The organism is Cupriavidus necator N-1, from assembly GCF_000219215.1.
Taxonomy (GTDB): Bacteria; Pseudomonadota; Gammaproteobacteria; order Burkholderiales; family Burkholderiaceae; genus Cupriavidus; species Cupriavidus necator.
On sequence record NC_015723.1, the window covers coordinates 476,502 to 489,928 of the forward strand.

Consider the following 13,427-nt stretch of genomic DNA (forward strand, 5'->3'; position numbering starts at 1 on the left):
AGCACTACAGAAGTACCCATAACTACAGTGGAGACAACAATGCCTGATATCCGTACCGGCGCCGCCGTACTGGCCTGCGCCACCCTGTTCGCGGCGACTGCTTCCGCAGCCGACCCGGCCCCCATCAGCGACGGCGTGGTCAAGATCGGTGTGCTGACCGACATGTCGTCGATCTTCTCCGACATCGGCGGCAAGGGCTCGGTGGTGGCCGCGCAGATGGCCGTGGACGATTTCGGCGGCAAGGTGCTGGGCGCCCCCATCCAGGTGGTCAGCGCCGACCATCAGAACAAGACCGACGTCGCCGCCACGCTGGCGCGCGGCTGGCTCGACAACCAGAAGGTCGACGTGATCCAGGACGCGCTGCCGTCCTCGGTCGCGCTGGCCGTGTCCAACCTGGGAAAGCTCAAGCACAAGATCGTCATCGCCAGCGGTGCCGGCACCACGCGCCTGAGCAATGAAGACTGCTCGCCCTACACCATCCAGTATTCGTACGATACGTACGCCTTTGCCGCCAACACGGTCAAGGCGCTGGCCCGGCGCGGCGACAACAGCTGGTACTTCCTGACGGTCGACTACGCCCTGGGCGCGTCGCTGGAGAAGGACGGCACCGAGGCGCTGTCCAGTGTCGGCGGCACCCTGAAGGGCAAGGCCAGGCATCCGATCAACTCCGCCGACCTGTCGTCCTACCTGCTGCAGGGACAGTCCTCGGGCGCGAAGGTGATCGGGCTGGCCAACGCAGGCGCCGACACGGTCAATGCGATCAAGACCGCTGCCGACTTCGGCATCAACACCGCGGGCAAGCAGAAACTGGCCGGGCTGCACATGTTTATCAGCGACATCCACAGCCTGGGGCTGCAAGCCGCGCAGGGCATGACGCTGACGACATCGTTCTACTGGGATCGCGACGACGCCACGCGCGCCTGGTCGCAGCGCTTCTTCGAGAAGACCGGACGCATGCCAACGCTTGTGCATGCCGGCGTGTACTCGTCGACCACTCACTATCTGAAAGCGATCCAGGCCGCGCGCACCGACGACAGCGATGCCGTGCTGGCGCGCATGCGAGAGACCCCGGTCAATGACTTCTTCGCGAAGAACGGCACGATCCGCGCCGATGGCCTGATGGTGCACGACATGTACCTGGTCGAAGTGAAGCGGCCGCAGGAGTCGAAGCGGCCGTGGGACTACTACAAGATCAAGACCGTGATCCCCGCGAGCGAGGCGTTCCGCCCGCTCAGCGCCAGCGCCTGCCCGCTGGTCAGGAAGTAAGCCCATATCCCTCACCGAGGTCGGCATTCCAGCCGGCGCTCCACCCCATTGCAGAGAGCAACCGATCATGAAGACCCTTACCTTTGAACTTGACAGCCGCCAGGGCAAGTCGCAACGCACCGTCACCATCCACCAGCTCATCGTGGCGGGCTGGACCGGCCGCGACGTCGAAGCCATGGAAGCCCACATCCGGGAACTGGAAGAACTGGGCGTCAAGCGCCCGCCCTATACCCCGGTGTTCTACCGTGTGGCTGCGCAACGCCTGGGGCCGGCCCCGGAGATCCAGGTCAGCGGCGAGGCCAGCAGCGGCGAAGCCGAGTTCCTGCTGGTCCGGGACGGCGATGACATCCTGGTGGGCATTGCCTCGGACCATACCGACCGCGAAGCCGAGACCTACGGCATCACCGTGTCCAAGCAGATGTGCGAGAAGCCCTGTGCATCGGCCTTGTGGCGCCTTTCCGAGGTGGAAGGCCACTGGGACCAACTGGTGCTGCGCTCCTACGCCACCATCGACGGCGAGCGCGTGCTGTACCAGGAAGGCCCGGTGACCGCCATGCGCTCCCCGGCGGACCTGCTGCAGCGCTTCTGCGGCCATGGCGGCGAGTTCGGCGAAGGCTCTGCGATGCTGTGCGGAACACTGCCCGCGATCGGCGGCATCCGCCCGGCCGAGCGCTTCGAGATCGAGCTGGAAGACCCGGTGCTGGGGCGCACGCTGCGCCACGCCTACGCGGTCGCTGCGCTGCCCGTGGCGGGCTGAGCATGCCGCGCCATCCCCACTGCCACGGCAGCGCCACGGAGTCACGGCCATGCACCACGACCTGATACTAGAGACCCGCAACCTCGGCAAGGCCTTCCGCGGCTTTACCGCGGTGAGCGACGTCAACCTGCGGGTACGCCGCGGGTCGATCCATGCCTTGATCGGCCCCAACGGCGCCGGCAAGACGACTTGCTTCAACCTGCTCACCAAGTTCCTGGAGCCGACCACCGGCACCATCCTTTTCAACGGCATCGACATCACCCGTGAAAAGCCCGCGCAGATCGCGCGGCGCGGCGTGATCCGTTCGTTCCAGATCTCGGCGGTATTTCCGCACCTGACGGTGATGGAGAACGTGCGCATCGGGCTGCAGCGGCAGCTCGGCACGGCGTACCAGTTCTGGCGCAGCGAGCGCTCGCTGGACGTGCTCAATGACCGCGCCATGGAGCTGCTCGAACAGGTCGGCCTGACCGAGTTCGCGCAGACGCTAACGGTGAACCTTCCATACGGCCGCAAGCGCGCGCTGGAGATTGCCACCACGCTGGCAATGGAGCCCGAGCTGATGCTGCTCGACGAACCCACGCAGGGCATGGGCCACGAAGACGTGGACCGCGTCACGCAGCTGATCAAGAAGGTCTCGGCTGGCCGCACCATCCTGATGGTGGAGCACAACATGAGCGTGGTCTCGTCGATCGCCGACAAGATCACCGTGCTGCAGCGTGGCGCGATCCTGGCCGAAGGGCCGTATGCGGAAGTTTCGAAGGATCCGCGCGTGATGGAGGCCTACATGGGCACCGTTGACGCGGAACTGCAGGGCGCGCACTGAGCCGGGAGACCAATGAGATGACGACATCCAACACACCCGCGCTCGAGATCAGGGACCTGCACGCCTGGTACGGCGAATCGCACATCCTGCATGGCGTTGACCTCACCGTGAACCGCGGCGAAGTGGTCACGCTGCTGGGCCGCAACGGCGCTGGCCGCACCACCACGCTGCGCGCGATCATGGGACTGACCGGCACGCGCAAGGGCTCGATCAAGGTCAATGGCCACGAGACCATCAGCCTGCCCACGCACAAGATCGCGCACTACGGCATTGGCTATTGCCCCGAAGAACGGGCGATCTTCTCCAGCCTCTCATGCGAAGAGAACCTGATGCTGCCGCCGGTGCTGAAGGGCGCCGACACCAGCAAGGGCATGAGCGAGACCGATATCTACGAGATGTTCCCGAACCTGAAGGAGCGCCGCCAGAGCCAGGGCACGCGTCTTTCCGGCGGCGAGCAGCAGATGCTGGCGGTCGGGCGCATCCTGCGCACCGGCGCCAACCTGCTGCTGCTCGATGAAATCTCGGAAGGGTTGGCACCGGTGATCGTGCAGGCGCTTGCGCGCATGATCCTGATGCTCAAGCAGAAGGGGTACACGGTGGTGATGGTGGAGCAGAACTTCCGCTTTGCCGCGCCGCTGGCGGACCGCTTCTACGTGATGGAGCACGGCAGCATCGTCGAGCGCTTCGCGGCCAATGAGCTGCAGGCCAAGATGCCGGTGCTGCACGAACTGCTGGGCGTATAAGGAGCGACTCATGAATCTGTTTGAAATCCCGCTCCCGGCGCTGCTGTCGCAGCTGTTGCTCGGGCTCGTCAACGGCGCCTTCTACGCCATGCTGAGCCTGGGCCTGGCCGTGATCTTCGGGCTGCTGAGCGTCATCAACTTCGCGCACGGTGCGCTCTTCATGCTGGGCGCGGTGCTGGCGTGGGCCGGCATGACCTATGCGGGGCTCAGCTACTGGGCGATGCTGCTGCTGTCGCCGCTGGTGGTGGCCGCGCTGGGCGTGGTGATCGAGAAGACCATGCTGCGCTGGATCTACAAGCTCGACCATATCTACGGCCTGCTGCTGACGCTGGGCATTACGCTGGTGGTCGAAGGCATCTTCCGCTCGGTTTATGGCGTGTCCGGGCTGCCCTATGGACCGCCCGAGGCGCTGCAGGGCGCCTCCGACCTCGGCTTCATGCGCTTGCCTAATTACCGCGTGTGGGTGGTTGGGGCATCGCTGGCGGTCTGCCTGTCGACGTGGTACGTGATCGAGAAGACCAGGCTGGGCGCCTACCTGCGCGCTGGCACCGAGAACGCCAAGGTGGTCGAGGCGTTCGGCGTCAACGTGCCGCGGATGGTGACGCTGACCTATGGCTTCGGCGTGGCGCTGGCCGCGTTTGCCGGGGTGCTGGCCGCGCCGGTCATGCAGGTATCGCCGCTGATGGGCCAGAACCTGATCATCGTCGTGTTCGCGGTGGTGGTGATCGGCGGCATGGGCTCGATCATGGGTGCGATCCTGACCGGCTTGGGGCTGGGCGTGATCGAAGGGCTGGCCAAGGTGTTGTACCCGGAAGCATCTTCCACCGTTGTCTTCGTCATCATGGTGGTGGTGCTGTTGTTGCGCCCGGCAGGGCTGTTCGGAAAGGAGAAGTGATGAGCGGACAATCTATCGCCGCAATCGGCGTACGGCAGCAGCAGGTGGCGGGGCGCCTGCCAAAGCAGGTGATATACGGCGTGGTGCTGGCGTGCCTGCTGGCCGCGCCACTGGCCGGTGCGTATCCGGTGTTCGTGCTCAAGGTGCTGTGCTTCGCGCTGTTTGCGTGCGCCTTCAACCTGCTGATCGGCTATACCGGGCTGCTGTCGTTCGGCCATGCGGCCTTCTTCGGCGGCGCTGGCTATGCCGCCGGCCATGCCTTGAAGGTCTGGGGCGTGACCCCGGAAATCGGCCTGATCCTGGGCACCGCTGCGGGCGCGCTGATCGGCTACGTGGTGGGCTCGCTGGCCATCCGCCGGCAGGGCATCTACTTCTCGATGATCACGCTGGCGCTGGCGCAGATGCTGTTCTTTATCTGCCTGCAAGCGCCGTTCACCGGCGGCGAGGACGGCCTGCAGGGCATCCCGCGCGGCAAGCTGTTCGGGGTGCTGCCGCTGTCGGACGACCTGACGCTGTACTACGTGGCGCTGGCGATCATCGTGGCCGCCTTTGCGCTGATCGTGCGCACGGTGCATTCGCCGTTCGGGCAGATCCTGAAGGCGATCAAGGAGAACGAGCCGCGCGCGGTGTCGCTTGGCTATGACGTCGACCACTTCAAGCTGACCGCCTTCGTGCTGTCGGCGGCGCTGTCGGGGCTGGCCGGCTCGGTCAAGGCACTGGTGCTGGGCTTCGAGACGCTCAGCGACGTGCACTGGTCGATGTCCGGCATGGTGATCTTGATGACGCTGCTGGGGGGCCTCGGCACGCTCACCGGGCCGATTATCGGCGCGTTTGTTGTGATCGCGCTGGAGAACAAGCTTGGCGAACTGGGCGGCTACCTTGCGGCGGTGACGGGCATCGACTGGTTCAACGGGCTCGGTGAATCGGTGTCGATGGTGACGGGCATCATCTTCATCGTGTGCGTGCTGACCTTCCGCAAGGGGATTGTGGGGAGTTTGGGGCGCGGACCCGAATGAGGCGAAACCCGTCCATGCCCCTAGTTCTCTCCCCTCTCCCCTAAATGAGAGAGGGGGGAAAACATCTGCAAGTTCAGGCTCAGGCCTTGGCCAATGCCAGCGACGCACCCGGCGCGACTGCCAGCTTCGCGCCGAGATGCTGGTAGACAATCCCCGCCACCATATCCGCAGTCACCGCCGACAAGGTCCACCCCAGGTGCCCGTGCCCGGTGTTGTAGAAGATGCATGCCGTCCGCCCGCGCCCCACACGCGGCAGCATATCCGGCATCATCGGCCGCAGCCCGGCCCAAGGCACCACGCTGCGCGTGCTGACGCCGGGGAAGCACTGCTGCACCCATTCCACCAGCGGGCGGATGCGGTCGGCGCGGATATCGCGGTTGTAGCCATTGAACTCGGCAGTGCCGGCCACGCGGAAGCGGTCGTCGCCCAGGCGGCTGGTGACCAGCTTGGTTTCGTCGTCGAGCAGGCTCACCACCGGTGCCGCGGCGCGGCTGGCTTCGTCGGTCAGGTTGACCGTGATCGAATAGCCCTTGACCGGATAGATGTTGACGCGGTCGCCCAGCCCCGCGGCCAGTGCGCGGCTGGCGGTGCCGGCGCAGATCACGGCGCCGTCGAAGGTGGAGCTGGCCGTGTCGGCGCCGTCCTGAACGGTCACGGTGGCGCGCCTGCCGTCGGTCTTCACCGCCCGCACGTCCTGGCCGTACAGGCAGCGCACGCCTAGCCGATCGATGGCCGCGGCCAGGCCGCTGGTGAACTTGTGGATGTCGCCGGTGGAATCGCTCTCGGTGAAATAGCCGCCATAGTAGGACCCGGCCAGCGTCGGCTCGATCGCGCGCATCTCCTCGGGCGTCACGGCGCGGCGCTCCAGCCCGCCCTGCGCCAGCAGCGCTGAGACCCGGCCGGCATGGTCGAAGCCGGCCTTGTCGCGGTAGATATGGAGGATGCCTTCCTTCTTCAGGTCGAAATCGATGCCTTCCTGCGCCGCCCAGTCGAACAGGTGCTCACGCGCGGCGATGGCCAGGCGCGCGGTCTCGATGGTGTTACGGCGGTAGTGGGGGATCGCGGCGATGAACTCGGCGAACCAGGACAGCTTGTGCCAGCTGGGCCGGGGATTGAGTAGCAGCGGGGCGTCGTTGCGCAGCATCCATTTCATGCCCTTGACGATGGTCGACCAGTGGGTCCAGACCTCGGCGTTGGAGGCCGACAACTGGCCGCCGTTGGCGAACGAGGTCTCCATGGCGGCATAGCGGTGCCGCTCGAACAGCGTGACGGAGAATCCGCGCCGGGCCAGCGCGTAGGCCGTGGTGACACCCGTGATGCCACCGCCGATGACAGCGATTGATTTCATGATCTGCAGGTTCCAGGAACGTCGATGGTGGGAGCCCGGACGCAATATGCGTGGCGGACGCCCCCTCTGTTCTGGACCTGAGAGATTCACGACACCCGGCCGCCAGGGCGGGGTACGCTTGCTCCTTCGGTATGCCGGCGGACGATAGCGTCCGGCATTCTTCAGAGTGCACTGACTGGTGATGCCGGTCCTTTTGCCTGAGAGTTTCCGGGGCGGTTGCTCCTTCGGCGCTGTGCGCGGCGGGCGCCGCGATAGTCTCTCCCTGCATCACATTGGCTTGACGCCAATCAGGGCAATGTAGTGACAAGGTCCGACGTTGGATATGCGGGTTAACACTTAGGCGGCCTGCCGCCCGCGTCGCTATGTCGCATCGGCCTGCGTCCCCATGCCCCATAAAATGTCAGCGCTCGCTCTCGGGGAGAAGCGCCGTATGCTGCGCTCAGGTGGAGTGAGCCAAAAAAAAAGACGACAACAAGGCTTTCCAGTGAAGAAAAATCGCATTGCACTGGCCGTTTCGGCGGTACTGATGGGCCCCGCCGTCGCCGCCGCCCAGGTGGTGGACGCGCTCGAGCCGCTGCAGGAGGTGGTGGTCTCGGCCAAGTCGGAGCGCGGCGAGACGCCGGCCATACCGCCCAACACGCCCTCGCCGGCCTACGGCATCAGCAGCCGCCGCATGGCCGACTTCAATGTGGTGAACACGGAAGACGCCCTCAAATACGCGCCCAACCTCGCCGTACGCAAGCGCTTCATCGGCGATATGAACTCGATCATCTCGGTGCGCAGCACCAGTTCGCGCCAGTCGGCGCGGGGGCTGGTCTATGCGGACGGCCTGCTGCTGTCCAACCTGCTGGGATCGGACTTCAGCTTCCCGCCGCGCTGGTCGCTGGTCAACAGCGCTGAGATCGAGCGCATGGATGTGCTGTACGGCCCGTATTCGGCGCTGTATCCCGGCAACTCGCTGGGTGCGACGGTGCTGATCACCACGCGCACGCCGGAGAAGTTCGAGGGCGATGCCAGCGTGCAGCTGTTCACGCAGCGCTTCAGCCTGTACGGCACGCACGACAACTTCAACGGGGTCCACGCCAACGCCTATGTGGGCGACCGCGTCGGCCCGTTCTCGTGGCTGGTCAGCGTGGACCGGCAGGACAGCAAGAGCCAGCCGCTGAGCTTCTATACCGCGGCGCGCTCCACGGCCCGTGCCACTTCCGCCGACAAGCCGGTCACCGGCGCCCACTTCGACCAGGACCAGACCGGCCGCGACCGCGTGGTGATGGGCGTGAACAGCGAGGGCGTCACGCATACCGTGCAGGACCAGCTCAAGCTCAAGCTTGGCTACGACATCACCAATACCCTGCAGGCGCAGTTCACTGCCGCCTACTGGCAACAGGACCGCTCCAGCGCCACGGGCAGCTACCTGCGCGATGCCAGTGGCAACGTGGTGTCGAACGGTCCAGTGAATATCGGCGGCTACGAGTATGTGATTCCCGCCAACGCCTTTGCCCCGAGCAATGGCGAGGACGCGCGCTGGCTCTATGGCCTGTCGCTGCGCACGCGCAACGAGACCGGCTGGAATTTCTCGGGCGTGGCGTCGCTGTTCGACGTCAGCAAGGACATCAGCCGCAGCGCCAACACCGTTGGCAGCGGGCCGGGCACGGTGACCTATGGCGACGGCACCGGCTGGCGCACGCTCGACCTGAAGGCCGACTACCGCCCGCAGCAGCTGCAGGGCGGGCACTGGGTCACGTTCGGCTATCACTACGACAACTACCGGCTGAGCAACACCACCTACAACACCTCGGACTGGCAGGCGGCCACCATCACCGCCTTCAACAACGCCTTTGCCGGCAAGACCGAGACCCAGGCGCTGTATGCGCAGGACGCCTGGTACTTTGCCGAGGACTGGAAGCTGATCCCCGGCGTGCGCTACGAACACTGGCGTGCCTATGACGGCAGCCGCAGCCAGCCCGGCGCGGATATCGGCTACCCGGTGCGCAGCGAATCCAACTGGTCGCCCAAGCTGGCGCTGGAGAAGGCCTTCGGGCAGGACTGGCTGGGCCGGTTGTCGCTGGGCCAGGCCTATCGCTACCCGACTGTCAGCGAGCTGTTCCAGGGCCGCATCACCGGGACCGCGCTGATCAACAACGATCCCAACCTGCGGCCAGAGCGGTCGTTCTCGAAGGACTTGACCTTCGAGCGCACGTTGGATTCGTCGTACTTCCGGGTCTCGGTGTATGAGGACGATATCCGCGATGCCCTGGTCAGCCAGACCAACACCACGGTATTCCCGACTGTCACCAGTTTCCAGAACGTCGACCGCGTGCGCACCCGCGGCATCGAGCTGGCCTATGACGCGCGCGATGTGTTCGTCAGCGGCTTTGACCTGTCGGCCAGCGGGGCCTACAACCATTCGAAGACGCTTGAGAACGCCAACAACCCGGCCTCGGTGGGCAAGTACTTCTACCGCATCCCCAAGTGGCGGGCCAACCTGATGGGAACCTATCGCATCACGCCGGCCTGGGCCGGCACGCTGGCCATGACCTATTCGGGGCGGCAGTACAATACGCTCGACAATTCCGACGTCAATCCCGACACCTTCGGCGGCACCAGCAGCTTCCTGACCTTTGACGTCAAGGTGACGTACAGGCCCGCGAAGAACGTGCGCCTCGGGCTTGGCATCGACAACCTCACCGACCAGCGCTACTACGTCTACCACCCGTATCCGGGCCGGACGTTCTACGCCGAGGCGAAACTTTCCTTCTGAGCACGTGAACAGGCTGACCACACCCATGCAAGGCGTTTGCCCCAGTTTCCGTCTGATCGTTGCCGGGCTGATGGCCTGCGCCGCGCTGGCCGCGACCGCGCAAACGCACGGCGATCACGCCGGCCACGGCAGCCAGGCCAAGACCGCGAAGATGAGCGAGCTGGGCACCGGCGCGGCCTTCGATCGCGAGGGCAAGCTGTGGGTCGCCTACAAGGACGGCCCTTACGTCGCGGTACGTGCATCGACCGACTACGGCCGCAGCTTCGGGCCGGCGCAGCATGTCAACAGCGTGCCGGAGCAGGTTGCCGCCGATCACGAAAGCCGGCCCAAGGTGGCCGCGGGGCGCGACGGCGAGATCTACGTCACCTGGACCCAGCCGCTGCCCAAGCCGTGGACCGGCTTTATCCGCTTTGCGCGCTCCACCGATGGCGGCAAGTCGTTTGCCGAACCGCTGACGGTGCATGCCAACCGCGACCAGATCGCACACCGCTTCGACGCCATCGCGGTGGACAACGCCGGGCGCGTCTTCGTCAGCTGGATCGACAAGCGCGACGTGGTTGCCTCCGAGGCGCGCAAGCAGCCGTACACCGGCGCCGCGGTCTACTACGCGGTCTCGGCCGACCAGGGCAAGACCTTCCAGGGCGACTACAAGATCGCCGACCAGTCGTGCGAATGCTGCCGCATCGCGCTGTCGCCCACGCCTGACGGCAAGATGCTGGCGCTGTGGCGCCATGTATTCCCGCCCAACGCGCGCGACCACGCGCTGGCGCTGCTGGGCACCGACGGCAGGGCCACGCCGATGCAGCGCGCCACCTTCGACGACTGGCGCATCGACGCCTGCCCGCACCACGGCCCCGGCGCTTCGGTGGCGCCCGATGGCACGGTGCATATGGTCTGGTTCAACGTGCGCGAAGGCAAGCCCACGGTCTCGGTGGGGCGCTGGAAGGACGGCAAGCTGCTGGCACAGCGCCCGCTGGACGACCCGCGCGCGCAGCATGCCGATATCGTCGCGCTGAAGGACAACGAGATCGCGGTGACATGGAAATCGTTCGACGGCCAGCAGACACGCCTGTCGGCGATGTTGTCGCAAGACGGCGGCAAGACCTGGCAGACGCGCAAGCTTGCCGGCACGGAGCGCGACTCGGACCAGCCGCACTTGCTGCAGCATGCGGGCCGCGCCTACGTGCTGTGGCGTACCGAGGCCGAGGGCTTCCAGGTGTTCCCGCTGGGCAAGGAGGGCGCATGATGCCATCCCGCCGCAAGCTGCTCGCCGCTGCCGTCCTGACCCTGGCGATGACTGCCGCCAATGCCGGCAGTGCGCCGGCCGAGCGCGTCGCCGTGTTCGCATCGGCCACCCAGCTGGCAGCCAGCCAGCAGGGCAAGCCCTTTGTGCTGGTGGTGTGGTCGCTCGACTGCGTCTATTGCAAGCGCAACTTCGACGCCATCGGCAAGCTGCGCGCGCAGCACCGGGACCTGCGCGTCGTCACGCTGGCGACGGACAACCCCGACGCGCTGCCACAGGTGCAGCAACTGCTCCAGCGCGTCAGGCTGACGCGCAACGCGTGGGTGTTCGGGCACGAGCCGCAGGAGCGGTTGCGCTATGCGGTCGATCCGGACTGGATGGGCGAGATGCCGCGCACCTACTTCTATCGCGCCGATGGCCAGCGGCAGGGCGTGTCCGGCGTGATCAGCGACGCCGACTGGGGCAAGCACCTGCGCTGGGCCGGCATCGCCGGCTGAGGCTGCGCCGGGAGCGGCTGCCCGTTCAATCCGGCTTGATCCCCGCGCGCGCAATGATCGGCTTCCAACGCTGCTGTTCCTGCGCGATAAAGCGCGAGAACTCCGCCGGCGTGTCGCCCACCACAATCGCCGCATCCGCGCTCAGGCGCTCGACCGACGACTTGCTCTTCACAGCTTTCGCGGTGGCGTCCGCCAGCTTGTCGGCGGCCGCCTGGGGCAGAGACGCCGGTGCCAGCAGGCCATACCATTGCGTCATTTCGAAGCCGGGATAGCCTTGTTCGGCAACCGTCGGCACGTCAGGCAGCTGGGGAATGCGCTGGGTCGTGCCGGTGGCGATGCAGCGCAACTTGCCGGCCTTGATGAACTGGATGATCGCCGGTGCGCCGACGGCGGCCGCGTCCAGCCGCCCCGACAGCAGGTCGGTGATCTGCGGGCCGCTGCCGCGATACGGCACATGGGTGATGAAGGTGCCGGTCGCGGCCTTCAGGTATTCAAAGGCCAGGTGGCCGGCGCTGCCGTTGCCGGCCGAACCGTAGTTCAGCTTGCCGGGTTTGCTCTTGGCCAGCGCCACGAACTCCTTCAGGTTCTTCGCGGGCACGTCGGGGTGGACCACATACAGGCTCGGCACCTTCGACAGCAGCGAGATCGCGCGGAAATCCTTGATGGGGTCGTAGGGCAGCTTCGGGAAGATAAACGGATTGACCGCCAGCGTGCCGATATGGCCGAGGATCAGCGTGTGGTTGTCATCGGCGCGCGCGACTTCGCCCATCGCGATATTGCCGGCCGCGCCGGGCTTGTTCTCGACGAAGACTGACACGCCAAGCAGCTTGGTCAGCTCCGCCGCGGTGGAGCGCGCCACGATCTCCGAGCTGCCGCCCGGCGCGAACGGCACCACCAGCCGGATCGGCTTGGCCGGCCAGGCCTGGGCACGCGCCAGCGTTGGCGCCAGCGCGCACGCGCCCAACGCGGCGGTGGTCTTGAGCAGATGGCGGCGAAGGGGATTGATCGAGGTCATGTTTTTCTCCTGAAGGTTCTGTAGCTGGGCCGTGGTGGGGCAGGGGCGGTGCTGGCGGGTGCTATTCGGGCTTGATGTTGCCGTCCCGGATGACCTTGGCCCATAGCCGGGTCTGCCCGTCGATGAATTGCCGTGCCTGTGCTGGCGGCGCAGCCACGACCTCGCCGCCCAGCTCGGCCACGCGTTGCCGGATCTCGGGGCTGGTCATGACTTTCTGCAGGGCGTCAGCGAGCTTCGCTGCGATCGGGTCCGGCGTTGCGGCGGGCAGGAAAGCCGCGTTCCATTCATAGACCTCGTAGCTCGCCACGCCGGCTTCCTGCATGGTGGGCACGGACGGCAATGCCTGGGTGCGGGCATGGCTGGTCACTGCCAGCGGCTTGAGCTTGCCGGCCTTGATGTGCTGCAGGCTCGACGCCACGTTGGCAAAGAACAGCGGCACCTGGCCGGCGATGACATCGGTCATGGCGGGGCCGCCGCCCTTGTAGGGCACATGCAGTAGGTCGACTCCCGCGCGCTGTTCGAACAGCACGCCCGCCAGATGCTGCGCCGAGCCATTGCCCGAGGACGCAAAGGCGACCGAGCCTGGCTTTTGCCTGGCCATGGCCATGACGTCGCTGACCTTGCTGGCAGGGAAGCTCGCCGTGGCCACCAGCACATTGGGATAGCGCGCCAGCACGCCGACCGGCCGGAAGGCCTTGTCCGGATCGTAGGGCAGGCGCGGATAGAGGCTGGGATTCACCGCATACGAGGAGGCATCGACCATCATCGTGTAGCCGTCCGGCGCCGCCTTGGCGACATAGGCTGCACCGATCTGCCCACCGGCACCCGGGCGGTTCTCGACGATCACGGTCTGGCCCAGCTCGCGCCCGAGACCCGGGGCGATCAGCCGTGCCATCAGGTCCGCGCCGCCGCCCGGCGGATACGTCACCACGATCGTGATGGGGCGTGCCGGCCAGGCCGCGGCGGTGTCGGCGGCCTGCACCAGCGTGGTGGTGGTGATCATGGCAGCGATCGTGGCGGCGATCGCGTGGCGTGCGTGCATGGGTCTGTCTCCTCGGGTGCG

The 13,427-nt window shown here is 66.2% G+C and carries 12 protein-coding genes and 2 riboswitches; of the genes, 9 read left to right on the top strand and 3 right to left on the bottom strand.

Features of this window, described 5'->3' with window-relative positions; all coding sequences use genetic code 11:
- The first annotated feature begins 39 nt into the window (after window positions 1-39).
- From CNE_RS20285 to CNE_RS20310, 6 genes are all read left to right on the top strand, one after another.
- Complete coding sequence (locus CNE_RS20285) at window positions 40-1,266, top strand: ABC transporter substrate-binding protein (RefSeq protein WP_013952148.1); 1,227 nt, start codon at window positions 40-42, stop codon at window positions 1,264-1,266.
- 67 nt (window positions 1,267-1,333) lie between these two features.
- Window positions 1,334-2,023: a DUF2848 domain-containing protein gene (locus CNE_RS20290; RefSeq protein ID WP_013952149.1), complete on the top strand. Its 690-nt coding sequence runs from the start codon at window positions 1,334-1,336 to the stop codon at window positions 2,021-2,023.
- 49 nt (window positions 2,024-2,072) lie between these two features.
- Entirely contained in the window at window positions 2,073-2,846 is a 774-nt protein-coding gene (locus CNE_RS20295) for an ABC transporter ATP-binding protein (protein WP_013952150.1), read from the top strand.
- Between the two features lie 17 nt (window positions 2,847-2,863).
- Window positions 2,864-3,589: an ABC transporter ATP-binding protein gene (locus CNE_RS20300; RefSeq protein ID WP_013952151.1), complete on the top strand. Its 726-nt coding sequence runs from the start codon at window positions 2,864-2,866 to the stop codon at window positions 3,587-3,589.
- 10 nt (window positions 3,590-3,599) lie between these two features.
- Window positions 3,600-4,484 carry a branched-chain amino acid ABC transporter permease gene (locus tag CNE_RS20305; protein ID WP_013952152.1) on the top strand — a complete coding sequence of 295 codons (885 nt, stop codon included), beginning with the start codon at window positions 3,600-3,602 and terminating at the stop codon, window positions 4,482-4,484.
- Window positions 4,484-5,500, top strand: a complete 1,017-nt coding sequence (locus CNE_RS20310) for a branched-chain amino acid ABC transporter permease (protein WP_013952153.1) — start codon at window positions 4,484-4,486, stop codon at window positions 5,498-5,500. Before CNE_RS20305 ends, CNE_RS20310 begins: the two co-directional genes overlap by 1 nt.
- A gap of 79 nt (window positions 5,501-5,579) precedes the next feature.
- Here CNE_RS20310 and CNE_RS20315 read toward each other — a convergent pair whose 3' ends face one another.
- Window positions 5,580-6,848, bottom strand: a complete 1,269-nt coding sequence (locus tag CNE_RS20315) for a D-amino acid dehydrogenase (RefSeq protein WP_013952154.1) — start codon at window positions 6,846-6,848, stop codon at window positions 5,580-5,582.
- 56 nt (window positions 6,849-6,904) lie between these two features.
- A riboswitch (glycine riboswitch) is annotated at window positions 6,905-7,023 on the bottom strand.
- Window positions 7,024-7,122: riboswitch (glycine riboswitch) on the bottom strand.
- Window positions 7,123-7,278: 156 nt separating this feature from the next.
- Between CNE_RS20315 and CNE_RS20320 the strand changes: the two genes are divergently transcribed.
- From CNE_RS20320 to CNE_RS20330, 3 genes are read left to right on the top strand one after another with little or no spacing between them, the layout of a single operon-like run.
- Window positions 7,279-9,609 (top strand): TonB-dependent receptor, encoded by a 2,331-nt coding sequence (locus CNE_RS20320; protein ID WP_013952155.1) that lies wholly within the window; start codon window positions 7,279-7,281, stop codon window positions 9,607-9,609.
- Window positions 9,610-9,634: 25 nt separating this feature from the next.
- Window positions 9,635-10,855, top strand: coding sequence for a sialidase family protein (locus CNE_RS20325; protein ID WP_013952156.1), 1,221 nt, complete (start codon window positions 9,635-9,637; stop codon window positions 10,853-10,855).
- Window positions 10,852-11,349 (top strand): TlpA family protein disulfide reductase, encoded by a 498-nt coding sequence (locus CNE_RS20330; protein ID WP_013952157.1) that lies wholly within the window; start codon window positions 10,852-10,854, stop codon window positions 11,347-11,349. Before CNE_RS20325 ends, CNE_RS20330 begins: the two co-directional genes overlap by 4 nt.
- A gap of 25 nt (window positions 11,350-11,374) precedes the next feature.
- On the opposite strand, the gene CNE_RS20335 is transcribed toward CNE_RS20330, so the two are convergent.
- Entirely contained in the window at window positions 11,375-12,364 is a 990-nt protein-coding gene (locus tag CNE_RS20335; RefSeq protein WP_013952158.1) for a Bug family tripartite tricarboxylate transporter substrate binding protein, read from the bottom strand.
- 61 nt (window positions 12,365-12,425) lie between these two features.
- Window positions 12,426-13,406, bottom strand: a complete 981-nt coding sequence (locus tag CNE_RS20340) for a tripartite tricarboxylate transporter substrate binding protein (protein WP_013952159.1) — start codon at window positions 13,404-13,406, stop codon at window positions 12,426-12,428.
- Window positions 13,407-13,427: the final 21 nt, after the last annotated feature.

Bases quoted from the DNA above. Each gene is read 5' to 3' on its own strand.
- CNE_RS20285 (WP_013952148.1), top strand. From the start codon at position 40: ATGCCTGATATCCGTACCGGCGCCGCCGTACTGGCCTGCGCCACCCTG.
- CNE_RS20290 (WP_013952149.1), top strand. From the start codon at position 1,334: ATGAAGACCCTTACCTTTGAACTTGACAGCCGCCAGGGCAAGTCGCAA.
- CNE_RS20295 (WP_013952150.1), top strand. From the start codon at position 2,073: ATGCACCACGACCTGATACTAGAGACCCGCAACCTCGGCAAGGCCTTC.
- CNE_RS20300 (WP_013952151.1), top strand. From the start codon at position 2,864: ATGACGACATCCAACACACCCGCGCTCGAGATCAGGGACCTGCACGCC.
- CNE_RS20305 (WP_013952152.1), top strand. From the start codon at position 3,600: ATGAATCTGTTTGAAATCCCGCTCCCGGCGCTGCTGTCGCAGCTGTTG.
- CNE_RS20310 (WP_013952153.1), top strand. From the start codon at position 4,484: ATGAGCGGACAATCTATCGCCGCAATCGGCGTACGGCAGCAGCAGGTG.
- CNE_RS20315 (WP_013952154.1), bottom strand. From the start codon at position 6,848: ATGAAATCAATCGCTGTCATCGGCGGTGGCATCACGGGTGTCACCACG.
- CNE_RS20320 (WP_013952155.1), top strand. From the start codon at position 7,279: ATGCTGCGCTCAGGTGGAGTGAGCCAAAAAAAAAGACGACAACAAGGC.
- CNE_RS20325 (WP_013952156.1), top strand. From the start codon at position 9,635: ATGCAAGGCGTTTGCCCCAGTTTCCGTCTGATCGTTGCCGGGCTGATG.
- CNE_RS20330 (WP_013952157.1), top strand. From the start codon at position 10,852: ATGATGCCATCCCGCCGCAAGCTGCTCGCCGCTGCCGTCCTGACCCTG.
- CNE_RS20335 (WP_013952158.1), bottom strand. From the start codon at position 12,364: ATGACCTCGATCAATCCCCTTCGCCGCCATCTGCTCAAGACCACCGCC.
- CNE_RS20340 (WP_013952159.1), bottom strand. From the start codon at position 13,406: ATGCACGCACGCCACGCGATCGCCGCCACGATCGCTGCCATGATCACC.